Here is a 23449-nt window from a genome sequence, read left to right on the forward strand (position 1 = left end):
GTTCATTTATGAAATGAAATGTAAAAAGTGTAAAATTGGCAATACAAATAACCAACTATCTGTTCGATCCAAAATACCGCCATGGCCTGGCAAAATTGTACCGGAATCTTTCACACCGTAATGACGTTTAAATGCTGATTGTACTAGATCACCAATTTGTCCAAATATTGAAATGGCAATTGTTACAATAATTAACATTGCAATGTTCTCTTGAACTTGAAAGAATAGATTGTACACAAATGCAACAACAATTCCACAAACAATTCCACCTAGTGAACCTTCTATTGTTTTATTTGGACTAATTTCTGGCCATAACTTTCTCTTTCCAATTGCTTTCCCTATGAAATATGCTCCTGAATCCGTTGCCCAAATAACAAATAATGCATAAAACACGTAATGGATTCCTGCTATTCTTGTCTCATTTAAGTATAAGAATCCCATTGCAACATACGTTGTTGCCATTAATAAAAATGCAGCATTATCAAAAGTAAATGTATTCTTTGAAAGGACTGTATATGATAAAAGTAGTAAAACAATCAAAAATGTGATTTCTAATTTATCTAACCCAATCCAATCAAACGCTCCTATCGTATTACTTGGAACTAAAATAGTCCATAACAATACCGCAGCTAAAACTGTTGGCACTGAAATAAGTGGAAGCTTGTTCATACGAATCAATTCATATAATCCAATTGAAGCTAGTGCATACACTAAAACTGTAAAAGGCAACCCTCCGTAAAATACGATGGGAATGAATAGTGCGGCAGCAATCACTCCAGTAATAATTCTCTGTTTCACTACCAAACCCTCTCTTTCTAAACGCCTCCGAATCTGCGCCCTCTCTGTTGAAAGTCAGTAATCGCATGCAGCAAATGTTCCTCGGTAAAATCCGGCCAGTACACATTTGTAAACCAAAGCTCTGTATACGCAATTTGCCATAACATGAAATTACTGATACGCACTTCCCCACTTGTACGAATAAGCAAGTCTGGGTCAGGTAAAGCACTTGTCATTAAGTAGGAAGAAATCATTTCCTCATTGATATCTTCTGAACGCACTTTTCCTTCTTCGCTATCTTTCATCATATGTTGCACAGCCGAAACGATTTCATCGCGACTTCCATAGTTTAACGCAAAATTAAGAATTAATCCCGTATTCTCTTTTGTATCTTCCATAGCTTTTTCCATTGCTCTGCGCGTATGCATAGGAAGGCGATCTTTTTGTCCAATTACTCGAACTTGTACATTTTCTTCAATTAGTTCTGGCAAAAATGTACCTAGAAATTCTTCTGGAAGCTTCATTAAATACTCAACTTCCTTTTTCGGTCTTTTCCAATTCTCGGTAGAAAAAGCATAAAGAGTCAACACTTTCACATCAAGTTTACTAGCAAATTTCGTAATCTTCTTTACGACTTGCATCCCTTCATGATGTCCAGCAATACGAGGCATCGCTCTTTTTTTTGCCCACCTTCCATTACCATCCATAATGATTGCAATATGCTCTGGGATGTGTCCCTTTTTTGCTTCTTCTATGAGATGGTCAAACGATGTGACCTTTTTACCTTTAAAAAAAGGAAACTTTTTTAACATCATTCATACCCTCCAACAAGCAGACGTATGCCAAAAAGTGTAAAAAGACCCCCTTAAGAAGAGGGTCATATTTGCGAAGGTATCGCTATTACACTTCCATGATTTCTTGTTCTTTGTTTTTTGCGATTTCGTCAACTTTTGCAATATATTTATCTGTTTCTTTTTGGATATCTTCTGTATATCCTCTTAAATCATCTTCTGTCATTTCACCAGCTTTTTCAAGCTTTTTAAGTTCATCGTTACCGTCACGACGAACGTTACGAATAGCAACTTTTGCATCTTCAGCATATTTCTTTACAACTTTAACAAGTTCACGACGGCGCTCTTCTGTTAATGCAGGGAATGCAATACGAATTACTGACCCATCGTTAGAAGGATTTAATCCTAAATCTGCTTTTAAGATTGCTTTTTCAATATCACCAATAGAAGTTTTGTCATAAGGTTGAATAACAAGTAGACGTGCTTCTGGAACAGTGATGTTCGCTAATTGCACAACTGGTGTTGGTGCACCGTAGTAATCTACTTGTACTTTGTCTAGTATAGACGCGCTAGCACGACCAGCACGAACTGTTGCTAATTCACGAGAATAAGCAGCAACTGCTTTTTCCATTTTTTCAGTTGACGATTTAATTACTTGTTGTCCCATAGTTATTTCCCCCTTACAATTGTTCCGATATTTTCGCCTAAAACAGCACGTTTAATATTTCCTTTTTCCATAATCGAGAATACAATTAATGGAATATCGTTATCCATACATAATGAAGAAGCTGTAGAATCCATTACACCTAAACCTTCTTTTAATACGTCTAAGTATGTAAGTGATTCATATTTTGTAGCTGTTGGATCAACAGATGGATCTGCGTTATATACGCCATCCACATTATTTTTTGCCATTAAAATAACATCCGCTTCAATTTCTGCTGCGCGTAATGCTGCAGTCGTATCTGTAGAGAAGTATGGGTTACCTGTACCGGCTGCGAAAATAACAACGCGTTTTTTCTCTAAATGACGAACTGCTTTACGACGAATGTAAGGCTCTGCTACTTGACGCATTTCAATTGACGTTTGAACACGCGTTTGAATGCCCATGTTCTCTAAACTGTCTTGAAGAGCTAATGAATTCATTACTGTCGCTAACATGCCCATATAATCTGCGCCTGCGCGGTCCATGCCCATTTCACTTCCGATTTTCCCACGCCAAATGTTACCGCCACCAACAACAACAGCAACTTCAACATCAAGTTCTGCAATTTCTTTTACTTGCTCCGCAACTGACTTAATAACAGCTGGGTTAATTCCAAAGCCTTTTTCACCAGCTAAAGCTTCACCGCTTAACTTTAATACTACACGATTATATTTCGGTTTAGTCATAATGAACCTCCAATTACTTACATCTTTATTTTAAAAAAGGGAACACAATGTGTTCCCTAATCTGTATTAGTTGTTACCTTTTACTTGGTTCATTACTTCTTCGGCAAAGTTGTCTTCACGCTTCTCAATACCTTCACCAACAGCGTAGCGAACAAATCCTTTTACTGTTCCGCCTTTAGATTCAACGAACTGACGAACTTTCATATCAGGGTTTTTAACGAATGCTTGGTCAAGTAAGCAAATCTCTTCGAAGAATTTACCTAGACGACCTTCAACCATCTTAGCAACGATTTTTTCTGGCTTTCCTTCGTTAAGAGCTTGCTGAGTTAATACTTGACGCTCATGTTCAACTTCTTCAGCTGTTACAGCATCGCGGTCGATATATTTAGGGTTAACTGCTGCAACGTGCATTGCTACATCTTTAGCAGCTTCTTCATCAGTAGTACCTTCAAGAACTGTTACTACACCGATGCGTCCGCCCATGTGTAGGTAAGCACCGAATGCATCCGCATCAGTTTTTGAAACAATTTCAAAGCGACGAAGAGTAATCTTTTCACCAATTTTTGCGATTGCTTCGTTGATGTGCTCTTCTACTGTTTTACCGTTCTCATATGATTGAGCTAACGCTTCTTCAACAGTTGCAGGCTTGTTAGCTAATAAGTGAGCCGCTAATTCTTTTGTTAAAGCTTGGAAACCTTCATTTTTCGCAACAAAGTCAGTTTCAGAGTTTAATTCTAAGATTAAAGCTTCGTTACCTTTTGTTTCGATATAAGTTAGTCCTTCAGCAGCGATGCGGTCTGCTTTTTTAGCAGCTTTAGCAATACCTTTTTCACGTAAGAAATCAATTGCTTTCTCCATATCGCCATTCATTTCTGTTAAAGCTTTTTTGCAGTCCATCATACCTGCGCCAGTTTTTTCGCGAAGTTCTTTTACCATTTGTGCAGTAATTGCCATGCTTTTCATCCTCCTAAAATATGTATTTATACCTTAAAAAAAGGTGATAAAAGGCCGAACCCCTTATCACCTTTCCAAATTTGTTACGCAGTAACAGTTTCTTCACCTTGTTTTGCTTCAAGGATTGCGTCTGCCATTTTAGATGTAAGAAGTTTTACAGCACGAATTGCATCATCGTTTGCTGGGATTACGTGATCGATTTCGTCTGGATCACAGTTTGTATCAACGATACCGATGATTGGAATGTTTAATTTGCGTGCTTCAGCAACGGCGATACGCTCTTTACGAGGGTCTACTACGAATAATGCACTTGGAAGACCTTTCATATCTTTAATACCGCCTAAGAATTTTTCAAGACGCTCTAACTCTTTTTTAAGTTGAACTACTTCTTTCTTAGGAAGTACATCGAATGTACCATCTTCTTGCATTCTTTCGATGTCTTTAAGACGTTTAATACGTTTTTGGATTGTTTGGAAGTTTGTTAACGTTCCACCTAACCAACGTTGGTTTACGAAGTACATACCCGCACGAGTTGCTTCTTCTTTAATCGCTTCTTGCGCTTGCTTTTTTGTACCTACGAATAAAATGTCGCCACCTTCAGCAGCGATGTTACGCATTACGTTGAAAGCTTCTTCAACTTTTTTCACAGTTTTTTGTAAGTCGATGATGTAAATACCGTTACGCTCTGTGAAAATGTAACGTTTCATTTTTGGGTTCCAACGACGTGTTTGATGTCCGAAATGAACACCAGCTTCAAGCAATTGCTTCATAGAAATTACTGACATAATTTAGTTCCTCCTAAATGGTTTTTGATATCCTCCGTCCGCTTCATCTTTAAGTGAAACTACAAAAGTAGCACCAACACTTAAATCAGCAAACGTGTGTACTTTGTACTGACACCACTGATTACTATATCATAATGAAATATCACAATCAAGCCGAAAATACAATCAATGTAAAACTTTCTTTTTACTTCTGATTGTATTCACCTGTTTCCTCAATATAATTACAGTATAGCCACTCTTTTTCTTTTCAAAACTTTATATAAAGTAGACTAGAAAAACGGAGCCATTACTTTTTTACAAGGATTCCACCTTAGAATTTCTCCACCAGTTGCTTGTCGGCTACTAGGCGATTTGGCTCTTACCTAAGCTTGTCTTTCACTAGCAAGTAAGCTGGGCACGCAAAACAAAAAAGCTCTCCTCATTTTTGAGGAAAGCTTTTTACTTACATTAGTTTGTTTTTAATTTTGCAAGTTCGTGTAAGAATTTGTCATTTAATACTTTAATGTATGTTCCTTTCATACCTAAAGAACGCGATTCAATTACTCCCGCACTTTCTAATTTACGAAGTGCATTCACAATTACAGAACGAGTAATTCCTACGCGATCAGCAATTTTACTTGCAACAAGTAAACCTTCTGTTCCGTTTAACTCTTCAAAGATATGTTCAATCGCTTCTAACTCACTGTAAGATAGAGAGCTAATCGCCATTTGAACAACAGCTTTGCTGCGAGCTTCTTCTTCAATCTCTTCTGCTTTTTCACGTAAAATTTCCATACCTACTACAGTTGCACTGTACTCAGCAAGAATTAAATCATCATCTAAGAATTCACGACCTAGACGAGCTAATACTAATGTACCTAGACGCTCACCACCGCCCACGATTGGCACGATTGTCGTTAAGCCTTGCCCGAATAAATCTTTGTTTTCTACAGGGAAAGCTGTATATTCGCTATTTACATCTAAATTTGAAGATGTTTCAGTAACGTTGAATAAGTTTTGTGTATATTCCTCTGGGAATTGACGCTCTGCAAGCATTTGTTTCATACGCTCATTCTCGATTTGTTGATGGATTGCATATCCTAGTAATTTACCGCGACGGCTCACAACGAATACGTTCGCTTCAATTACTTCACACATTGTGTCAGACATTTCTCTAAAGTTTACAGGTTTTCCTGCTGCGCTTTGTAATAAAGCATTTAATTTTCTTGTTTTTGCTAATAATTCCATTTCAAAAGTTCCTCCTACATGTTACTCACATATTTTTCATCACTTGGAAACTAGGGCGAGTCACCTGATGATACTATTACAAAATAAACTGGCTCACATCTTTATTTTTGGCAATTGTCGCTAATTTCTCCTCTACATATTGAGGTGTTATCGTTACTTTTTCTAACGTAATTTCAGATGCTTCAAATGATAAATCTTCAAGAAGCTTCTCCATAATCGTATGAAGTCTTCTTGCTCCAATGTTATCTGTATCTTGATTAACTTGATAAGCAATCTCAGCAATCTTACGAATAGCTTCGTCAGAAAATTCAATTTCTATACCTTCAGTTGCCAACAGCGCTGCATATTGCTTCACTAAAGCATTGTCTGGCTCAATAAGAATCTTCACAAAATCGTCTACGGACAATTTCGTCAATTCCACTCTTATTGGAAATCTACCTTGCAATTCCGGAATCAAATCAGACGGTTTCGACATATGGAATGCCCCGGCTGCAACAAATAAAATATAATCTGTTTTTACTGATCCATATTTTGTAGCAACATTTGCCCCCTCTACAATCGGTAAAATGTCACGTTGCACACCTTCACGTGATACGTCTACGCTATTCGACTGCTTACCAGCAATTTTGTCAATTTCATCAATAAAAATAATTCCGAGCTGTTCAGCACGATAAACAGCCTCTTGTGTAACTTCATCCATATCAATTAAGCGCTGTGCTTCTTCATTTGTCAAGACTTTTCTTGCTTCTTTTACAGAAAGTTTTCGTTTTTTTGTTTTTTTCGGCATAAAACTTCCTAGTGCATCTTGGAAATTCATCCCCATTTGTTCCATTCCAGTTCCTTGTAACATATCAAACATGGATGACTGTTGTTCTGTTACTTCAATGGATACAATTTCCTCTTCAAGTAATCCAGCAGCAAGTTGTTTCTCAACTTCTTGACGTTTCTTTTGGATTTCTGTATCATCTTGTGATTCAGATGTTTGATTTACATTTTGATTTCCACCAAATAACATTTCCAATGGATTTTTGAACCCTGTTTGCTTTTGGGGACTTGGTACTAAAATCTCAACAAGACGTTGATTTGCTTGCTCTTCCGCCTTATCTTTCACCTTTACCATCATCTCTTCTTTCACAATACGAACAGATGTTTCGACAAGATCCCGCACCATAGATTCTACATCACGACCGACATATCCAACCTCTGTGAATTTTGTCGCTTCAACCTTAATAAAAGGAGCGCCAACAAGCTTCGCCATGCGTCGTGCTACCTCTGTTTTCCCAACACCTGTCGGACCGATCATTAAAATGTTTTTCGGCGCAATTTCATCACGTAAATCTTCCGGTAACTTACTGCGACGATATCGATTTCGAAGCGCAACCGCAACCGCTTTTTTCGCGTCTTTTTGACCAATGATATATTGATCTAATTTTTCCACAATTTGCCGCGGAGTAAAATGTAAATGCATATAAAATGCCTCCCTTACGATTCTACAATTCTTCCACAATTATGTTGTGATTTGTATATACACAAATATCGCCAGCAATTTCTAGACTCGCTTTCGCGATCTCTTTCGCCGTTAAATGTTCGCTTGCATGCCTCTTTAATGCGCGCCCTGCAGCTAATGCATAATGTCCCCCTGAACCAATCGCTAAAATACCATCATCTGGTTCTATTACTTCTCCTGTACCTGAAACAAGAAGTAAAGTCGTTTCATCCATAACGATCAGCATCGCTTCCAATTGACGCAACATTTTGTCACCACGCCATTGCTTTGCCATTTCAACAGCAGCTCGTTGTAGATTCCCGTTATACTCTTCTAATTTCCCTTCAAACATTTCAAAAAGAGTAAATGCATCTGCAACGGATCCCGCAAAGCCTGCTAACACTTTCCCTTGAAATAATTTTCGAACTTTGCGAGCTGTATGCTTCATTACAACGGCATTCCCAAATGTCACCTGTCCATCACCAGCCATGGCACACTTTCCATTATGATGAATTGCAAATATCGTTGTAGCATGGAAATTTCCCATAGAAAAAACTCCTTTTATATGTTTTTCTCGCTTTAAAAGCAATTTATGCTCGTGGGTGATGCTTCATGTAAACAGAACGTAACCTTTCTTTCGAAACATGCGTATAAATTTGTGTCGTTGATAAATTTTCATGACCTAATAGCTCTTGTACCGCGCGCAAATCCGAACCTTCATCAAGCATATGTGTCGCAAATGTATGCCGCAGCATATGTGGACTAATTCGCATCGTAAGAGAAGTCTTCTTTATTAGCTCATTTAAAATATAGCGCACACCTCGATCTGTTAACGGGGCCCCCTTCGCATTTAAAAACACCATTTGAGAGTATTCCTCTGTTTTTTTAGCTAATTGTTTTCTCCCGTTTTCTATATAAGTAATTAAAGCATCTTGTGCATAACTTCCGAACGGAATATATCTTTGTTTTTTCCCTTTTCCCATCACCAAAATTGTTCCCACTGAGAAATCAATATCTGTAAGCTTTAAAGTTACACATTCACTCACGCGAATTCCCGTTGCATACATAAGTTCTAATAACGCTTGATTTCTTTGCCCTAGCGGGGTCTTCGTATCAGAAACTTCAAACAATTTCTCCAGCTCTTCAGCGTATAAAAATTTTGGGATTGACCATTCTTTTTTTGGGAGTGACGCAAGTGCAAACGGATTATCTTCTCGGTATCCTTCACGCATCAAAAAACGATATAAACTTCGTAAGCTTGATACTTTCCTTGCGACAGATTTACGGGCTAATTTTTCATCGTGCAATGTTGTTAAATATAACCGAACATCGACGTATGTAACATCTAAAAAAGAGGATATACCTTCTCGTTCCATAAATTGCACAAAATGTTCTAAATCGTTTTGATAACTTGCAATTGTATATTTTGAATAATTTCTTTCAATTTGTAAATATCCAACGAATAATTGTAACAATTTCTTCACATTCACATAAATCACCCCAATAAAGGCTACTAAATCGTATCACAACTCAGTAGCCTTTGCAAGAAATTTAACTAAATATTTACAAAATTTTGAATTGTTTCTAAAGCACGTGTTGCGTATGCTTCATTGCGCTCTTGTTTCTTTTTAATTTTCTTTTCTAGCGGTGCAAATAAACCGAAGTTGGCATTCATTGGTTGGAAATTTTTCGCGTTTGTCGAAGTAATGTAATTTGCCATACTTCCCATTGCCGTCACAGATGGTAATACAACAGGTTCTTCTCCTTTAAGAAGACGAGCTGCATTAATACCAGCTAATAAACCTGAAGCTGCAGACTCTACGTATCCCTCTACCCCAGTCATTTGACCAGCAAAGAATAAATCATCACGATGTTTATATTGATACGTTGGACGAAGTAACTTTGGCGAATTAATAAATGTATTGCGATGCATAACGCCATAACGTACAATTTCTGCGTTTTCAAGACCTGGAATTAACTGTAATACCTCTTTTTGCGGTCCCCATTTTAAATGCGTTTGAAAACCTACGATATTATATAGTGTTCCCGCTGCATCATCTTGACGTAATTGAACAACCGCATATGGTGTTTTACCTGTCTTTGGATCTTCTAATCCAACCGGTTTCATCGGTCCGAATAATAATGTTTGTCTTCCTCTTGCTGCCATTACTTCAACTGGCATACATCCTTCAAAGAAAATTTCTTTTTCAAACTCTTTTAATGGTACTGTCTCAGCGGCTATTAACGCATCATAGAAACGGTTGAATTCATCTTCTGTCATTGGACAGTTTAAATACGCCGCTTCTCCTTTATCATATCGAGATTTTAAATATACTTTATTCATATCAATGCTGTCTTTTTCTATAATTGGTGCAGCTGCATCATAGAAATAGAAATACTCTTCACCCGTCAACTCTTTTAATTGCGCGGCAAGAGCTGGAGAGGTAAGTGGACCTGTCGCAATAACTGTTGGCCCTTCTGGTATTTCTGTAATCTCTTCATTCATTACAGTTACGTTTGGGTGATTCTTCACATATTTTGTTACCTTTGCTGCAAACTCGTGACGGTCTACAGCTAATGCTCCCCCTGCTGGTACAGAACATTCATCCGCTGCGCGAATAATGACAGAATCCATTCGGCGCATTTCCTCTTTAATAACTCCCACTGCGTTTGTTAATGTATTCGCACGAAGTGAATTACTACATACTAATTCAGCGAATTTGTCTGTATGGTGAGCTGGCGTTTGCTTTACAGGTCTCATTTCATATAAATGGACTTGGATACCACGTTTTGCAATTTGATAAGCTGCTTCACTTCCCGCAAGACCCGCTCCAATGACCTTTACCACTTGTGTTGTCATATCTATATCACCTTTCCTTTTCTTTCCCGAAAAAAATGTGAGCAGTTACGCTCACATTTGTTGTTCTTCTTCATAATCACACGAAATACATTGTACCTGAACGCCTTTTTTCAACTTTTTCTCTATAAGCATTCCTTCACATTTTGGACATTTACGACCAATTGGCTTATCCCAAGATACAAAGTCACATTCTGGATATGTACTACACCCATAGAAAAGTCGTTTCTTATTATTGCTTCGACGTTCAATAATTTGTCCTTTTTCACATTTCGGACAAGTTACACCGATTTCTTTTACAATCGGCTTTGTATTACGACAATCTGGAAAATTCGAACAAGCCATAAACTTCCCATATCTACCCATTTTAAAAACCATTGGGTGACCACATAATTCACAGTCTTCCCCAGCTGGTTCGTCTTTAATCTCTATTTCACGCATTTCCTTCTCCGCTTTCTCTAAACGCGGCGCAAATTCTGTATAGAAATCATCGACAATTGTTACCCAATTTGCTTTTCCTTCTTCTATTTCATCGAGATTTTGCTCCATATTGGCAGTGAATTCGATATTAATAATTTCTGGAAAAAACTCTAACATAAGTTCCGTTACAATTTCACCTAGTTCAGTAGGAACAAATCGCTTATTGTCTAGTGCAACATATCCGCGCTTTTGAATCGTTTCAAGCGTTGGCACATACGTTGATGGTCTTCCAATTCCAAGTTCCTCAAGTGTGCGAACGAGCCGCGCTTCTGTATAACGCGGTGGCGGCTGTGTAAAATGTTGCTTCGGTTCTACATCTTTTGAGAATACCGTTTCTCCCACTTCTAAAGGTGGCAACATCTTATCTTTTTCTTCCGCACCATCATCTTTTGATTCCACATACACTTTCATAAAACCTGGGAATTTCACTACAGATCCACTCGCCCGGAACTGAACATCATTATTAATGAGCTTTGCTGTAACAGTATCCATTATAGCAGATGCCATTTGACTTGCAACAAATCGCTCCCAAATTAATTTATACAAACGATACTGATCTCGGCTTAGAAAACTTTTCAATTCATCCGGTTTTCTCATTACAGAAGTTGGACGAATTGCTTCATGCGCATCTTGTGCATTCGCTTTTTTTGTTTCCTTTTTCTTCCCTGTTCCTATGTATTCTGAACCAAATGCATCAGCGATGTAAGAACGAGCTTCTTCTTGCGCAGTTTCAGAGATACGTGTTGAATCTGTTCTCATATACGTGATGAGACCTACGGTTCCTTGCTTTCCGATGTCTATTCCTTCATATAGTTGCTGTGCAAGCATCATTGTTTTCTTCGCACGCATATTTAACTTGCGTGCCGCTTCTTGCTGTAATGAAGATGTTGTAAACGGTAAAGCTGGATTACGTTTTCGTTCTTTCTTTGTTACATCTTCAACTGAAAACGCATTATCTTTTATTTTTTCAATTATATCTTTTACTTGCGCTTCATTCGTCAGTTGAACTTTTTCACCATTTACACCGTAAAAAGCTGCTTCAAATGTTTCTTTCCCTTTGACAAATTCTGTTTTAATTGTCCAGAACTCTTCAGGAACGAAGTTTTGAATTTCTCGTTCACGCTCAATGATTAAGCGAACCGCTACAGATTGTACGCGCCCTGCACTTAATCCTTTTTTCACTTTCTTCCATAATAAAGGACTAATATTATAGCCAACAAGACGATCTAGTATCCGTCTCGCCTGCTGTGCATCTACTAAATCCATATTGATCGCACGAGGATGTTTAAAGGACTCTTTTATTGCATCTTTCGTAATTTCATTAAACACAACTCGGCAGTCGGACTCAACGTCAACATTTAACGTGTTCGCTAAATGCCAAGCAATCGCTTCTCCCTCGCGATCTGGATCGGCTGCGAGATAAACTTTCTTTGCTTTTTTTGCCGCTGATTTTAACTCTTTTAAAACAGGACCCTTACCACGAATGGTAATATACTTTGGAGTAAAGTTATTTTTTACCTCTATCCCCATTTGACTTTTAGGTAAATCGCGTACATGTCCCATAGACGCGACAACTTTGTATTTTTTTCCTAAATATTTTTCAATGGTCTTCGCCTTAGAAGGCGACTCCACGATTACAAGGTAATCTGACATGCTAGTGCCTCCTTAAGAGGTGGATTCAAGTCTTCATTAATCTTATTGATTTCTCTTGTTTTTGTCAATCAAGAATGAGTATACCATACAGTGCCAATCTATCATTTGTCAATAATTGTTTAATAAAAACATAAAAATATACGGTTAATTTACAAATTCTTCGAGTATATCTTTTGCGTTTTGAACAAGTTTTGCCCCTTGCTGAATTAATTGATTTGTTCCACACGCACTCTCTACAAATATAGGGCCTGGCAGTGCAAATACCTCTCTATTTTGCTCTAAAGCAAAGTCGGCAGTAATAAGTGAGCCACTTCTTGCTTTCGCTTCTATAACTAAAATTCCTTTACAAAGCCCACTTATAATGCGATTTCTTTTAGGAAAATACCATTTTTTCGGCGGATAATGCGGCGGATATTCGGTTAATAGCAACATTTGTTTTTTCCATATTGCATACAAACGATCATTTTCTTTCGGATACATATACTGTAATCCATGTCCTAACACCGCAATAGTCGCTCCTTCTTGCTCCACTGCGATTCTATGAGCCATAGTATCAATTCCGCTTGCAAATCCGCTCACAATTAACCATCCTTTATTTATCAGTGGTTGTAAAATAGATTGTATGCTTTCTCTCGAATATAAAGACGGCTTTCTTGTCCCAACTACTGCGAACGTATTGATGTTCTTTAAATACCCTCTTTGTCCTTTCCCATACAAAACGAAAGGAGGATCTGGTATTTCTCTTAATAAACGAGGATAATCTTCATCCCATATTGTGACATAAAACGTTTGATTTTTTTCTAAATGCTGCATACATTGCGGAGGTGTTGATGTTTGAAGAAAATTTACAAGTTCAAATGATAGCTTTGGGGATAATCCTGTATACTGTTCAAATTGTTCCGAACTAAAATTATAAACATCTATTAACTGTGGATCCATATGAAGTAATTTTTTTAATACTTTCCAATGGTCTGCTAAAAAATAGTGTAAATGGAGTAATCGTTCTCGCTTCACAAACATTCTCCTTACCCATAATTTTTATTATGTAAACAAAAAATAGGTAAAAAGACACCCTCAATTAGAAGGTGCCTTTCAAAAAGATTAGTAGTTTTTACAAGTTTCAAATAATCCCTTTTCTTTCAAAACAGAGATTAATGTTTCACCCATTACAGCTGGCGTTTCAGCAACTTTAATACCGCATGCTTCCATTGTTTTAATTTTTTCAGCAGCTGTTCCTTTACCGCCAGAAATGATCGCACCAGCATGGCCCATACGCTTACCTGCTGGCGCTGTTTGACCGCCAATGAAACCAACAACAGGTTTTGTCATATTTGCTTTTACCCATTCAGCAGCTTCTTCTTCTGCTGTTCCGCCGATTTCACCAATCATAATAACCGCATGTGTTTCCTCATCTTCATTAAATGCTTTTAATGCATCGATAAAGTCAGTACCATTAACAGGGTCTCCCCCAATACCTACAGCAGTTGATTGACCAATTCCTGCTTGCGTTAATTGATGCACAGCCTCATATGTTAATGTACCAGAGCGAGACACGATACCTACATGACCTTTTTTATGAATGTATCCTGGCATAATACCAATCTTACACTCATCTGGCGTAATAATACCAGGACAGTTCGGTCCAAGTAAACGCGTATGTTTACCTGCCATATATTTCTTAACTTTTACCATATCTAATACAGGAATTCCTTCTGTAATACATACAACTAAATCAAGTTCTGCATCAACAGCTTCCATAATTGCATCCGCCGCAAAAGCAGGTGGAACGTATATAACAGAAGCATTCGCACCAGTTGCTTTCACTGCATCTTCTACTGTATGAAATACAGGTACACCTTCGATTTCTGTTCCACCTTTACCAGGTGTAACACCGCCGACAATTTTTGTACCGTATTCAATCATTTGTTTTGTATGAAATATACCTTGAGAACCAGTAATACCTTGAACAATAACTTTTGTATCTTTATTAACTAATACGCTCATTTTTCTCCCCCGCTTTCTATTAGCCCACTAGTGAAACAATTTTTTGCGCACCGTCTGCCATAGATTCTGCTGCAACAATATTTAAACCAGATTCATTTAAAATTTTCTTACCTAATTCTACATTTGTACCTTCCAGACGAACAACAAGTGGTAATTCTAATCCTACTTGTTTTGTTGCTTCAACAACGCCTTCTGCGATTACATCACATTTCATAATGCCACCAAAAATATTAACAAAAATACCTTTTACGTTTTTGTCAGAAAGGATAATTTTGAATGCTTCTGTAACTTTTTCAGCTGTAGCGCCACCACCAACATCTAAGAAGTTAGCTGGATCACCATGATAATGCTTAATAATATCCATTGTGGCCATCGCTAAACCAGCACCGTTAACCATACAACCGATATTTCCATCTAAAGGAATATAGTTTAAATCATATTTAGAAGCTTCAATTTCTTTTGGATCTTCTTCATCAAGATCACGGAGCTCTAAAATGTCTTTGTGACGATATAATGCATTCGAATCAAAATTTAATTTCGCATCTAGTGCCATAACTTTACCGTCGCCTGTTGTAACAAGTGGGTTGATTTCCGCAATAGAGCAGTCTTTTTCGATAAATACGCGATATAAGCCCATCATAAACTTCACAGCTTGTCCAACAAGCTCTTTTGGGATATTGATATGAAATGCGATTCGGCGCGCTTGGAAGCCTTGTAAACCTACTGCCGGATCGATATATTCTTTAAAGATTTTTTCTGGTGTTTTTTCTGCTACTTCTTCGATTTCTGTTCCACCTTCTTCAGAAGCCATTAAAACAACTTGAGAAGTTGCACGATCTAACACAAGACCTACATAATATTCTTTTTTAATGTCGCATCCTTCCTCGATAAGTAAGCGTTTTACTTCCTTACCTTCAGGACCTGTTTGATGTGTAACAAGCGTACTACCTAAAATATTTTCCGCATATGTACGAACTTCGTCTAAATTTTTTGCAACTTTTACACCGCCGGCTTTGCCGCGTCCACCAGCGTGAATTTGCGCTTTTACTACACATACGTCTGTGCCTAATTCTTTCGCAGCTTCTACAGCTTCTTCTACTGTAAATGCAACCTTCCCGTTCGGAACGCTAACCCCATAGCTTCTAAGGATCGCCTTACCTTGGTACTCATGGATATTCATGGTCCCATCCTCCCCTGTTTTCCTGTTTTACTCAAAAAATTTTTTAATGTTTAAAAAACATTACATTGCCATTGTATAAAATGATTGCCACCATGTCTACAATAAAGTGTCAGAAAACTGAAATCGCTTTATTCTTTTTGGAAAATAGTAATGTTCATATACGAAAATAAAAAAATAAGCTGTAGATTCACAGCTTATTTTTTATCATGTCTTTAATGGGAGCAAAGGTTTTGCGATGCTCTTCTAGCACTCCGTATGTCTCGATTGCTTCTAAATGTTGTTTCGTACCATAACCCATATGTTTTTCAAAACCATACTCAGGATATGTTTTGCCCAGCTCTTTCATCATTCGGTCACGAGTAACCTTGGCGATAATGGAGGCTGCAGAAATAGAAATACTTTTCGCGTCTCCTTTCACAATCGATGTTTGAGGAATCGATGTCGGTAGTTTCATTGCATCGATTAATAAATGCTCTGGTGCATAAGATAAATTGGCAACCGCATCTAACATCGCTCGTTTCGTCGCTTGATAAATATTCAGTTCATCAATCACTTGAGGCGAGACAATCCCAACGCCAATTGCAATAGCTTTCTCTTTAATCTCATCATAGAACAGCTCACGCTTTGCTTCACTGAGCTTTTTCGAGTCATTTAGCCCTGGTATATAGAATTCCTCTGGAAGAATGACAGCGGCCGTTACAACAGGTCCAGCTAAGGGGCCTCTTCCAACTTCATCTATGCCAGCAATATAGGAAATCCCCTGCTTGCGTAATGCATTTTCATATTTAGACATTTCTAGAAATTGTTCTTTCTCTTCTTGCATTTTCTTCTTCTGTTTTCGCCATTTGGAGATTAAATTTTGAATTCCTTTTCGCTCATCTTTCAATAATATTTGAAAGCGCTCATCCTCTTCCGTTCCAATTTCTTGCAATAATTCACTTGCTTCTTTAATTGTCCATTTGCCCATGATCTGTCCCCCTTTTTGAAACACTCAAAAAAAAGACGTACAACCGCACGTCTTCTTATGCTTCTTCTGCAAATTCCTCCGGTGATTCAAATGTCATTCTTCCCAGTTTACCACCGCGCAGTTCACGAAGAATAAGCTCTGAAGTCTTATCATAATCAATAAGTCCGCCACCCATTAAACAGCCTCTATTTTTTCCAATTGCATCAAATAGTTCAACAATGTCTTCTGGAATATCTTCTAATTTATAACGCTCTTTTAAACGTTCTGGATAATGTTTCTCCATAAAACGAAGAGCATAGACTGCGACGTCTTGTAAGTTTAAAATGGAATCTTTAATGGCACCAGTCGTTGCAAGACGAAGGCCAACTAATTCATCTTCAAATTTCGGCCATAAAATTCCTGGCGTATCTAACAACTCCATTTCTTTACCAACTTTAATCCATTGCTGCGCTGTTGTTACCCCTGGACGGTCGCCAGTTTTTGCAATATTTTTCTTCGCTAATTTATTAATGAGTGTCGATTTACCGACATTCGGGATACCAACAATCAATGCACGGATTGCTCTTGGTTTAATTCCTTTCGCAATCATTTTATCAAACTTTTCCTTGACAAGTTCTTTACATGCAGCTGTAATCTCTTTCATACCTTGTCCAGCTTGAGCGTTGATTGAAATTGCCTTATGACCTTTTTCTTCAAAATATGTAATCCATTGTTTAGTGAGACGATCATCTGCCATATCTGCTTTATTTAAAACAACTAACCTTGGTTTATGTGTAATGATTTCATCAATCATTGGGTTTCGAGAAGATAAAGGTAAACGTGCATCTACTAATTCAATTACAACATCGATTAACTTTAACTTTTCTGTTACTTGGCGTCTAGCTTTTGCCATATGCCCTGGAAACCATTGAATTGCCATGTTGCCACCTTCTTTTTTGTTTATTTCACAATACGTGCATCTTTTAACGGCCAGTATAATACATTTGCTTTTCCAATTACTTGATCCATTTTAATTGTACCGATGCTACGACTATCTTTACTAAAACGACGATTATCACCTAATACAAATAGTTGACCTTCTGGAACAGTTTTCTTACCTGTAATTTCTTCAAGTTTGAAATCATATGTAAGCGGCGCATCAGCAAGTTGTTTTTTCTGTTTCTCTAAGTACGGTTCCTCATAAGGTTTTCCGTTTACATATAGTGTATCATTGCGATATTCGATTTCATCACCCGGTAAGCCAATAACACGTTTAATATAATCCTTATCCTCCGTTGCTCGGAATACAATAATATCAAAACGCTTCGGTTCACCGATGTGATATCCAATTTTATTCACAATCATTCGATCCCGATCATGAAGTGTTGGTGACATCGAAACACCGTCTACGAGAATTGGCGCAAAGAAAAACTGCTTAATAACGCCCGCTAATACAACAGCAATCAAAATTGCTTTGATCCATTCCCAAAGCGAACTTTTTTCCTTTTTCATCTATAACCCCTCCACAATTCTATAAGCTGCTCGCATTATATCAAAATCTATATAGATTGGAAAAAGGGAGCTTGTGCATTTACAAGCTCCCATACATGTCTTATCGAATTTCTTTAATACGTGCTGCTTTACCGCGAAGGTTACGTAAGTAGTATAACTTAGCACGACGTACTTTACCACGACGAAGTACTTCGATTTTCGCGATTCTTGGTGTGTGAATTGGGAATGTACGTTCAACACCTACACCGTAAGAAACTTTACGAACTGTGAACGTTTCACTAATTCCGCCACCACGACGTTTAATTACAACACCTTCAAAAATCTGAATTCTCTCACGAGTACCTTCAACTACTTTTACGTGTACACGTAAAGTGTCACCAGGACGGAATGAAGGTAAATCAGTTTTTAATTGGCTTTTTGTAATTTCTGCAATTAATTGTTGCATATTCAATTCTCTCCTTTAAACAGATGCTCTTATAAAGTCATTCATAAATTACAGCGGAACATCGTTAATATAGCTACTGCCTTCAGTAGCACAAATGTTATGATAGCATATTGCTAGGCCTGTTGCAATAGAAAATATATGAAGTTTTTATTGTTCTTCTTTTATTTGCTCAAGCCATATTTCTTCTTGTTTTGTTAGCTCGCGCCCTTCCAGTAAATCCGGTCTACGCGTATACGTACGACGCAACGATTCCTTATGGCGCCATTCATCAATTTTTTTATGGTTTCCTGACATAAGTACATCCGGCACCTTCATCCCGCGAAAGTCAGCCGGACGCGTATAATGTGGATGTTCTAGTAATCCAGTACTAAAAGAATCTTCTACTTGTGAGTTTTGATTTCCTAATACTCCTGGTAAAAGACGTACAACGCTATCTGTTATGACCATTGACGCTAATTCTCCACCAGTTAATACGTAGTCACCAATGGAAATTTCATCCGTTACTAGATGCTCACGAATGCGCTCATCGTACCCTTCATAATGACCACATACGAAGATCACATGCTCTTCCTTAGCTAATTCTTCAGCTTTTTTTTGTGTGAACCTTTCCCCTTGTGGGCACATTAATACAATTCTTGGCTTTTGTGTCGTTTCTTTTGTTAAATCTTCTACTGCATCAAATATAGGCTGGGGCGTTAATACCATACCAGCGCCCCCACCGTACGGATAATCATCTACACTATTATGCTTATTTGTTGTATAATCACGAAAATTTACGACCCGAAGTTCAACCGCTTCTTTTTCTTGCGCTTTCTTTAAAATGGAAGACCCAAATACACCGGTGAACATCTCTGGAAATAGTGTTAAAATGTCAATTTTCATCATAGCAATCCTTCCATTACATGAATGGTCACTTGTTTTTGTTCCACATTAACCTGCAATACAATATCATCAATGTATGGAATTAACAAATCTTGTCCTTTTGGACGCTTAATTACCCAAACATCATTCGCACCAGGAGATAAAATTTCCGTAATCGTCCCTAACTCTTCACCATTTTCCGTTACAACTTTGCAACCGATCACTTCATGGTAGTAATATTCACCTTCTGCTAACTCACCCAATTGCTCTTCTGGTACTTTTAACAGGGAACCTTTAAATTTCTCAACCTCATTTACATTGCTATACCCTTCAAATGTTAATAGGTCAAACGTTTTATGTTGACGATGAGATGTAACCTTTACCGGAAGAGGTTCAGTCCCTTTCTCTCCCCATATGTACAATGTATTCCCAACTTTATATCGCTCTTCTGGGAAATCGGTGCGAGAGATGACGCGAACCTCTCCTCTCACACCATGGGTATTTACAATTTTTCCTACATTAAACCATTTTGTCATAAACAGTATGTCACCTCTGGCTTCTATATAAATTCAGCATCTCCATTTTATATACGGAGCATACAAATTCTCTTTACATGTTAAAAAAGGGAGAGGAAATCACTCCTCGCCCTTTTTATGCTTATTTAATTTCCAGTGTTACTTTTTCATGATTATGATGTCCCACTGAATACAAGAGAGTTCGAATTGCTTTGGCAACTCGCCCTTGCTTGCCAATGACTTTTCCAACATCCTCAGGATGTACTGTTAATCGATACTTTATCTCTCCGCTGTGGAATTCCTGCATAACCTTTACATCTTCAGGATGATCTACAAGAGGCTTGACAATCGTTTCGATTAACCTTTCCATAGTCATGACCTCAATTACTTACCTTGTTTAGATAAGTGGAATTTCTCCATGATACCTTGGCTAGAGAAAAGATTGCGAACTGTATCAGATGGCTTCGCACCATTTCCTAACCATTTTAATGCTGCTTCTTCATCGATTTTTACTTCAGCTGGTTGAGCAACTGGATTGTAAGTACCGATTTCCTCGATGAAACGTCCGTCACGAGGAGAACGAGAATCTGCAACAACTACACGATAGAAAGGAGACTTCTTAGCTCCCATACGTTTTAAACGAATTTTAACTGCCATTTATAAAGCACCTCCGAATTTATTTCACACAGATAATTATATTAGCAAAAAGACTATTGCTTTGTAAAGTATTTTTTCTTAACAGAGCTATCTTTTTTCTCTTACATAAATGGAAACTTCAATCCACCTAGTCCTTTTTTCTTCCCTTTTTGCATGCCTGTCAGCGTCTTCATCATTTTTTTCATGTCTTCAAACTGTTTGAGGAGACGATTAATTTCTTGTACAGTTGTACCACTGCCTTTGGCGATACGTTTTTTTCGACTAGCATTGATTATTTCCGGTTGTTCTCGCTCTAGTTTTGTCATAGAACGAATAATTGCTTCAATATGCCCAATTTGCTTGTCATCAACTTTTGCATTTTTGAGCCCTTTTATTTTATTCGCACCAGGAAGCATTCCTAATAACTCATCAAGCGGTCCAAGTTGACGCACTTGTCCAAGTTGTTCCAGGAAATCATCCAGTGTAAACGAGAGCGTACGCATTTTTTGCTCAAGCTCTTTTGCCTTTTCTTCATCAACTGTAGCTTGCGCCTTTTCAATTAATGTCAGAACGTCACCCATCCCTAAAATACGAGAGGCCATACGTTCTGGATGAAACGGTTCAATGGCATCTAGCTTTTCGCCCATACCTGCAAATTTAATTGGTGTATTCGTTACCGCTTTAATAGATAGCGCTGCACCACCGCGCGTATCACCATCTAGTTTCGTCAACACAACACCAGTTAAACCTAACTGTTCATGGAAGCTTTTCGCAACATTTACCGCATCTTGTCCTGTCATTGCATCTACAACAAGGAAAATTTCATCAGGATTCGCAACTTCTTTAACTTTTGCTAATTCATCCATGAGTTCTTCATCAATATGCAGGCGACCTGCCGTATCAATTAAAACATAATCATGATGTTCTTCTTTCGCCTTAGCAATCGCTTGTTTTGCGATTTCTACCGGACTCACTTGATCCCCTAGCGAGAATACAGGCATGTCCAATTGTTTTCCTAATGTTTCAAGCTGTTTAATCGCTGCTGGACGATAAATATCTGCCGCAACAAGCATTGGTTTACGATTATGCTTTTTTCGAAGCAAATTCGCAAGTTTCCCTGTTGTTGTTGTTTTCCCTGCACCTTGTAAACCGACCATCATAATGACAGTAGGTGGCTTATTTGCGACAGCAATTTTACTTTGCTCTCCACCCATAAGCCCTGTCAGTTCTTCCTGTACTACCTTAATGACTTGTTGGCCAGGTGTTAAACTTTTCATTACATCTTGTCCGACAGCACGCTCAGACACACGCTTTACAAAATCTTTTACAACCTTAAAGTTAACATCTGCTTCTAAAAGAGCTAGACGAACTTCTCTCATCATTTCTTTCACATCGGCTTCGGAAACTTTTCCTTTGCCGCGGATTTTTTGCATCGTCTGTTGAAGTCGGTCGGCTAATCCTTCAAATGCCATATTGCCGCCCTCCTAATCTAGTTTTTCGATATCTTCAACAACTTGTTTCATCTTGTCATTCACATGCTCTTCTTCATTGATAAGCTGTTTTAGCTCTGCAACAAGTTGCTGCCTTGCTTGAAATTTATGAAGTAGCATTAATTTCTCTTCATATTCTTCAAGCATCGCCTCAGTCCGTTTAATATTATCATACACGGCTTGGCGACTTACATCAAATTCTTCCGCAATTTCACCAAGAGATAAATCGTCTAAATAATAAAGCGACATATAACTTCTTTGTTTTTGCGTTAACAACGATTGATAAAAATCAAACAAGTAATTCATTCTCGTTGTTTTTTCGAGCATGTTGGATCATCCTTTGTTAAGTGATTTCCCTTTACATGAATTAGTTTACATGCACTCTAAAATAGTGTCAAGTTTTTTTCTTAACATCTCTATATTTTTATAAAAAAGAAGCGGAAATACCGCTTCTTTTCGCCTACGCTTCGTCTTTTTCTACTAAATTTGCAAATAATCCGTATACATATTGTTCTGGTTGAAATTGCTGTAAATCATCCATTTGTTCTCCAAGTCCAACAAATTTAACCGGAACGTCCATTTCATTGCGAATTGCTAATACAATACCACCTTTAGCCGTTCCATCCAATTTTGTTAAAACGATACCTGTGACATTTGTTGCCTCGCGGAATGTTTTCGCTTGGCTTAAACCATTTTGTCCAGTTGTTGCATCAATTACTAATAATACTTCATGAGGAGCTCCTGGTATTTCACGTTCAATAACACGTTTTACCTTTTCTAACTCTTTCATTAAGTTGACTTTATTTTGCAAACGTCCTGCTGTATCGCATAATAATACATCTACTTTACGCGCTTTCGCTGCTTGTACAGCATCATACATAACAGCCGCTGGATCTGAACCTGATCCTTGTTTAATGACTTCCACACCAACGCGATCGCCCCATACTTCTAACTGCTCAATCGCTCCAGCACGGAATGTATCCCCCGCCGCTAATAAAACAGACTTTCCTTCTGACTTAAACTTATGGGCCATCTTTCCAATTGTTGTTGTTTTCCCTACTCCATTCACACCTACAAATAAAATAACTGTTAATTGATCTTGCTGCATATTGATTTCATTACTAAATCCTTCTTCACCTTTATAAATATCGATCAATTTTTCAGAAATAACAGCTTGTACTTCTTTCGGATCTTGAATGTTACGACGTTTCACTTCATCTTTCAGCTGATCGATCAATTCCATTACTGTTGTAACTCCAACATCAGCGCTGATTAAAATCTCTTCTAACTCTTCAAAGAAGTCCTCATCCACTTTACGATAGCGGTACACTAAATCATTTACTTTGTCAGCAAATGAATTCCTTGTTTTTTCTAATCCCTGTTTAAACTTCTCTGTCACAGTATCTGTTTGTTTTGAAATCTTCTCTTTTAACTTTTTAAAAAAACTCATTCTTCCCA

At 37.8% G+C, this 23449-nt stretch carries 26 protein-coding genes; all 26 read right to left on the reverse strand.

Going from position 1 to position 23449, the window contains the following annotated elements; all coding sequences use genetic code 11:
* Positions 1-6 precede the first annotated feature (6 nt).
* On the reverse strand, positions 7-798 hold the full coding sequence (locus MR056_RS00120; protein ID WP_087098992.1) for a phosphatidate cytidylyltransferase: 792 nt from the start codon (positions 796-798) through the stop codon (positions 7-9).
* Positions 799-815: 17 nt separating this feature from the next.
* The gene (locus MR056_RS00125) at positions 816-1592 is read right to left on the reverse strand and encodes an isoprenyl transferase (RefSeq protein ID WP_012094915.1); all 777 of its coding nucleotides are present in this window, start codon (positions 1590-1592) and stop codon (positions 816-818) included.
* Positions 1593-1677: 85 nt separating this feature from the next.
* Positions 1678-2235 carry a ribosome recycling factor gene (gene frr / locus MR056_RS00130; RefSeq protein WP_012094916.1) on the reverse strand — a complete coding sequence of 186 codons (558 nt, stop codon included), beginning with the start codon at positions 2233-2235 and terminating at the stop codon, positions 1678-1680.
* A 2-nt stretch (positions 2236-2237) separates the two neighbouring features.
* Entirely contained in the window at positions 2238-2960 is a 723-nt protein-coding gene (pyrH, locus tag MR056_RS00135; RefSeq protein WP_012094917.1) for a UMP kinase, read from the reverse strand.
* A gap of 66 nt (positions 2961-3026) precedes the next feature.
* The gene (tsf, locus tag MR056_RS00140) at positions 3027-3914 is read right to left on the reverse strand and encodes a translation elongation factor Ts (protein WP_012094918.1); all 888 of its coding nucleotides are present in this window, start codon (positions 3912-3914) and stop codon (positions 3027-3029) included.
* An 83-nt stretch (positions 3915-3997) separates the two neighbouring features.
* Positions 3998-4699, reverse strand: coding sequence for a 30S ribosomal protein S2 (gene rpsB, locus MR056_RS00145; RefSeq protein WP_012094919.1), 702 nt, complete (start codon positions 4697-4699; stop codon positions 3998-4000).
* 447 nt (positions 4700-5146) lie between these two features.
* Positions 5147-5926 carry a GTP-sensing pleiotropic transcriptional regulator CodY gene (gene codY, locus MR056_RS00150; RefSeq protein ID WP_012094920.1) on the reverse strand — a complete coding sequence of 260 codons (780 nt, stop codon included), beginning with the start codon at positions 5924-5926 and terminating at the stop codon, positions 5147-5149.
* 76 nt (positions 5927-6002) lie between these two features.
* Entirely contained in the window at positions 6003-7394 is a 1392-nt protein-coding gene (hslU, locus tag MR056_RS00155; protein WP_012094921.1) for an ATP-dependent protease ATPase subunit HslU, read from the reverse strand.
* 22 nt (positions 7395-7416) lie between these two features.
* Positions 7417-7959 carry an ATP-dependent protease proteolytic subunit HslV gene (gene hslV / locus MR056_RS00160; protein ID WP_012094922.1) on the reverse strand — a complete coding sequence of 181 codons (543 nt, stop codon included), beginning with the start codon at positions 7957-7959 and terminating at the stop codon, positions 7417-7419.
* Positions 7960-8002: 43 nt separating this feature from the next.
* Positions 8003-8902 (reverse strand): tyrosine recombinase XerC, encoded by a 900-nt coding sequence (xerC, locus tag MR056_RS00165; protein WP_087095235.1) that lies wholly within the window; start codon positions 8900-8902, stop codon positions 8003-8005.
* A 65-nt stretch (positions 8903-8967) separates the two neighbouring features.
* Positions 8968-10272 carry an FADH(2)-oxidizing methylenetetrahydrofolate--tRNA-(uracil(54)-C(5))-methyltransferase TrmFO gene (gene trmFO / locus MR056_RS00170; protein WP_087098994.1) on the reverse strand — a complete coding sequence of 435 codons (1305 nt, stop codon included), beginning with the start codon at positions 10270-10272 and terminating at the stop codon, positions 8968-8970.
* A gap of 51 nt (positions 10273-10323) precedes the next feature.
* Positions 10324-12402 carry a type I DNA topoisomerase gene (gene topA / locus MR056_RS00175; protein ID WP_012094926.1) on the reverse strand — a complete coding sequence of 693 codons (2079 nt, stop codon included), beginning with the start codon at positions 12400-12402 and terminating at the stop codon, positions 10324-10326.
* Between the two features lie 144 nt (positions 12403-12546).
* Entirely contained in the window at positions 12547-13416 is an 870-nt protein-coding gene (gene dprA / locus MR056_RS00180; protein WP_041809908.1) for a DNA-processing protein DprA, read from the reverse strand.
* 87 nt (positions 13417-13503) lie between these two features.
* Positions 13504-14406: a succinate--CoA ligase subunit alpha gene (sucD, locus tag MR056_RS00185; protein ID WP_012094928.1), complete on the reverse strand. Its 903-nt coding sequence runs from the start codon at positions 14404-14406 to the stop codon at positions 13504-13506.
* 19 nt (positions 14407-14425) lie between these two features.
* On the reverse strand, positions 14426-15586 hold the full coding sequence (gene sucC, locus MR056_RS00190; protein WP_048722001.1) for an ADP-forming succinate--CoA ligase subunit beta: 1161 nt from the start codon (positions 15584-15586) through the stop codon (positions 14426-14428).
* A 187-nt stretch (positions 15587-15773) separates the two neighbouring features.
* Positions 15774-16553, reverse strand: coding sequence for a ribonuclease HII (locus tag MR056_RS00195; RefSeq protein WP_087098996.1), 780 nt, complete (start codon positions 16551-16553; stop codon positions 15774-15776).
* A 55-nt stretch (positions 16554-16608) separates the two neighbouring features.
* Positions 16609-17472, reverse strand: a complete 864-nt coding sequence (ylqF, locus tag MR056_RS00200; protein ID WP_012094932.1) for a ribosome biogenesis GTPase YlqF — start codon at positions 17470-17472, stop codon at positions 16609-16611.
* A gap of 20 nt (positions 17473-17492) precedes the next feature.
* Positions 17493-18044: a signal peptidase I gene (gene lepB / locus MR056_RS00205; RefSeq protein WP_012094933.1), complete on the reverse strand. Its 552-nt coding sequence runs from the start codon at positions 18042-18044 to the stop codon at positions 17493-17495.
* 100 nt (positions 18045-18144) lie between these two features.
* Positions 18145-18489, reverse strand: coding sequence for a 50S ribosomal protein L19 (rplS, locus tag MR056_RS00210; RefSeq protein WP_012094935.1), 345 nt, complete (start codon positions 18487-18489; stop codon positions 18145-18147).
* A gap of 147 nt (positions 18490-18636) precedes the next feature.
* Positions 18637-19371 carry a tRNA (guanosine(37)-N1)-methyltransferase TrmD gene (gene trmD, locus MR056_RS00215; RefSeq protein WP_041810489.1) on the reverse strand — a complete coding sequence of 245 codons (735 nt, stop codon included), beginning with the start codon at positions 19369-19371 and terminating at the stop codon, positions 18637-18639.
* Complete coding sequence (rimM, locus tag MR056_RS00220; protein ID WP_012094937.1) at positions 19371-19886, reverse strand: ribosome maturation factor RimM; 516 nt, start codon at positions 19884-19886, stop codon at positions 19371-19373. Before rimM ends, trmD begins: the two co-directional genes overlap by 1 nt.
* A gap of 121 nt (positions 19887-20007) precedes the next feature.
* Positions 20008-20235 carry a KH domain-containing protein gene (locus MR056_RS00225; RefSeq protein WP_012094938.1) on the reverse strand — a complete coding sequence of 76 codons (228 nt, stop codon included), beginning with the start codon at positions 20233-20235 and terminating at the stop codon, positions 20008-20010.
* A 14-nt stretch (positions 20236-20249) separates the two neighbouring features.
* Entirely contained in the window at positions 20250-20522 is a 273-nt protein-coding gene (gene rpsP, locus MR056_RS00230; protein ID WP_012094939.1) for a 30S ribosomal protein S16, read from the reverse strand.
* A gap of 101 nt (positions 20523-20623) precedes the next feature.
* Complete coding sequence (gene ffh / locus MR056_RS00235) at positions 20624-21973, reverse strand: signal recognition particle protein (protein ID WP_012094940.1); 1350 nt, start codon at positions 21971-21973, stop codon at positions 20624-20626.
* A 12-nt stretch (positions 21974-21985) separates the two neighbouring features.
* Positions 21986-22318, reverse strand: coding sequence for a putative DNA-binding protein (locus MR056_RS00240; protein ID WP_012094941.1), 333 nt, complete (start codon positions 22316-22318; stop codon positions 21986-21988).
* Positions 22319-22451: 133 nt separating this feature from the next.
* Positions 22452-23441, reverse strand: coding sequence for a signal recognition particle-docking protein FtsY (gene ftsY, locus MR056_RS00245; protein WP_087098998.1), 990 nt, complete (start codon positions 23439-23441; stop codon positions 22452-22454).
* Positions 23442-23449: the final 8 nt, after the last annotated feature.

This window comes from Bacillus cereus group sp. BfR-BA-01360, assembly GCF_022663595.1.
GTDB classification, from domain to species: Bacteria; Bacillota; Bacilli; order Bacillales; family Bacillaceae_G; genus Bacillus_A; species Bacillus_A cytotoxicus.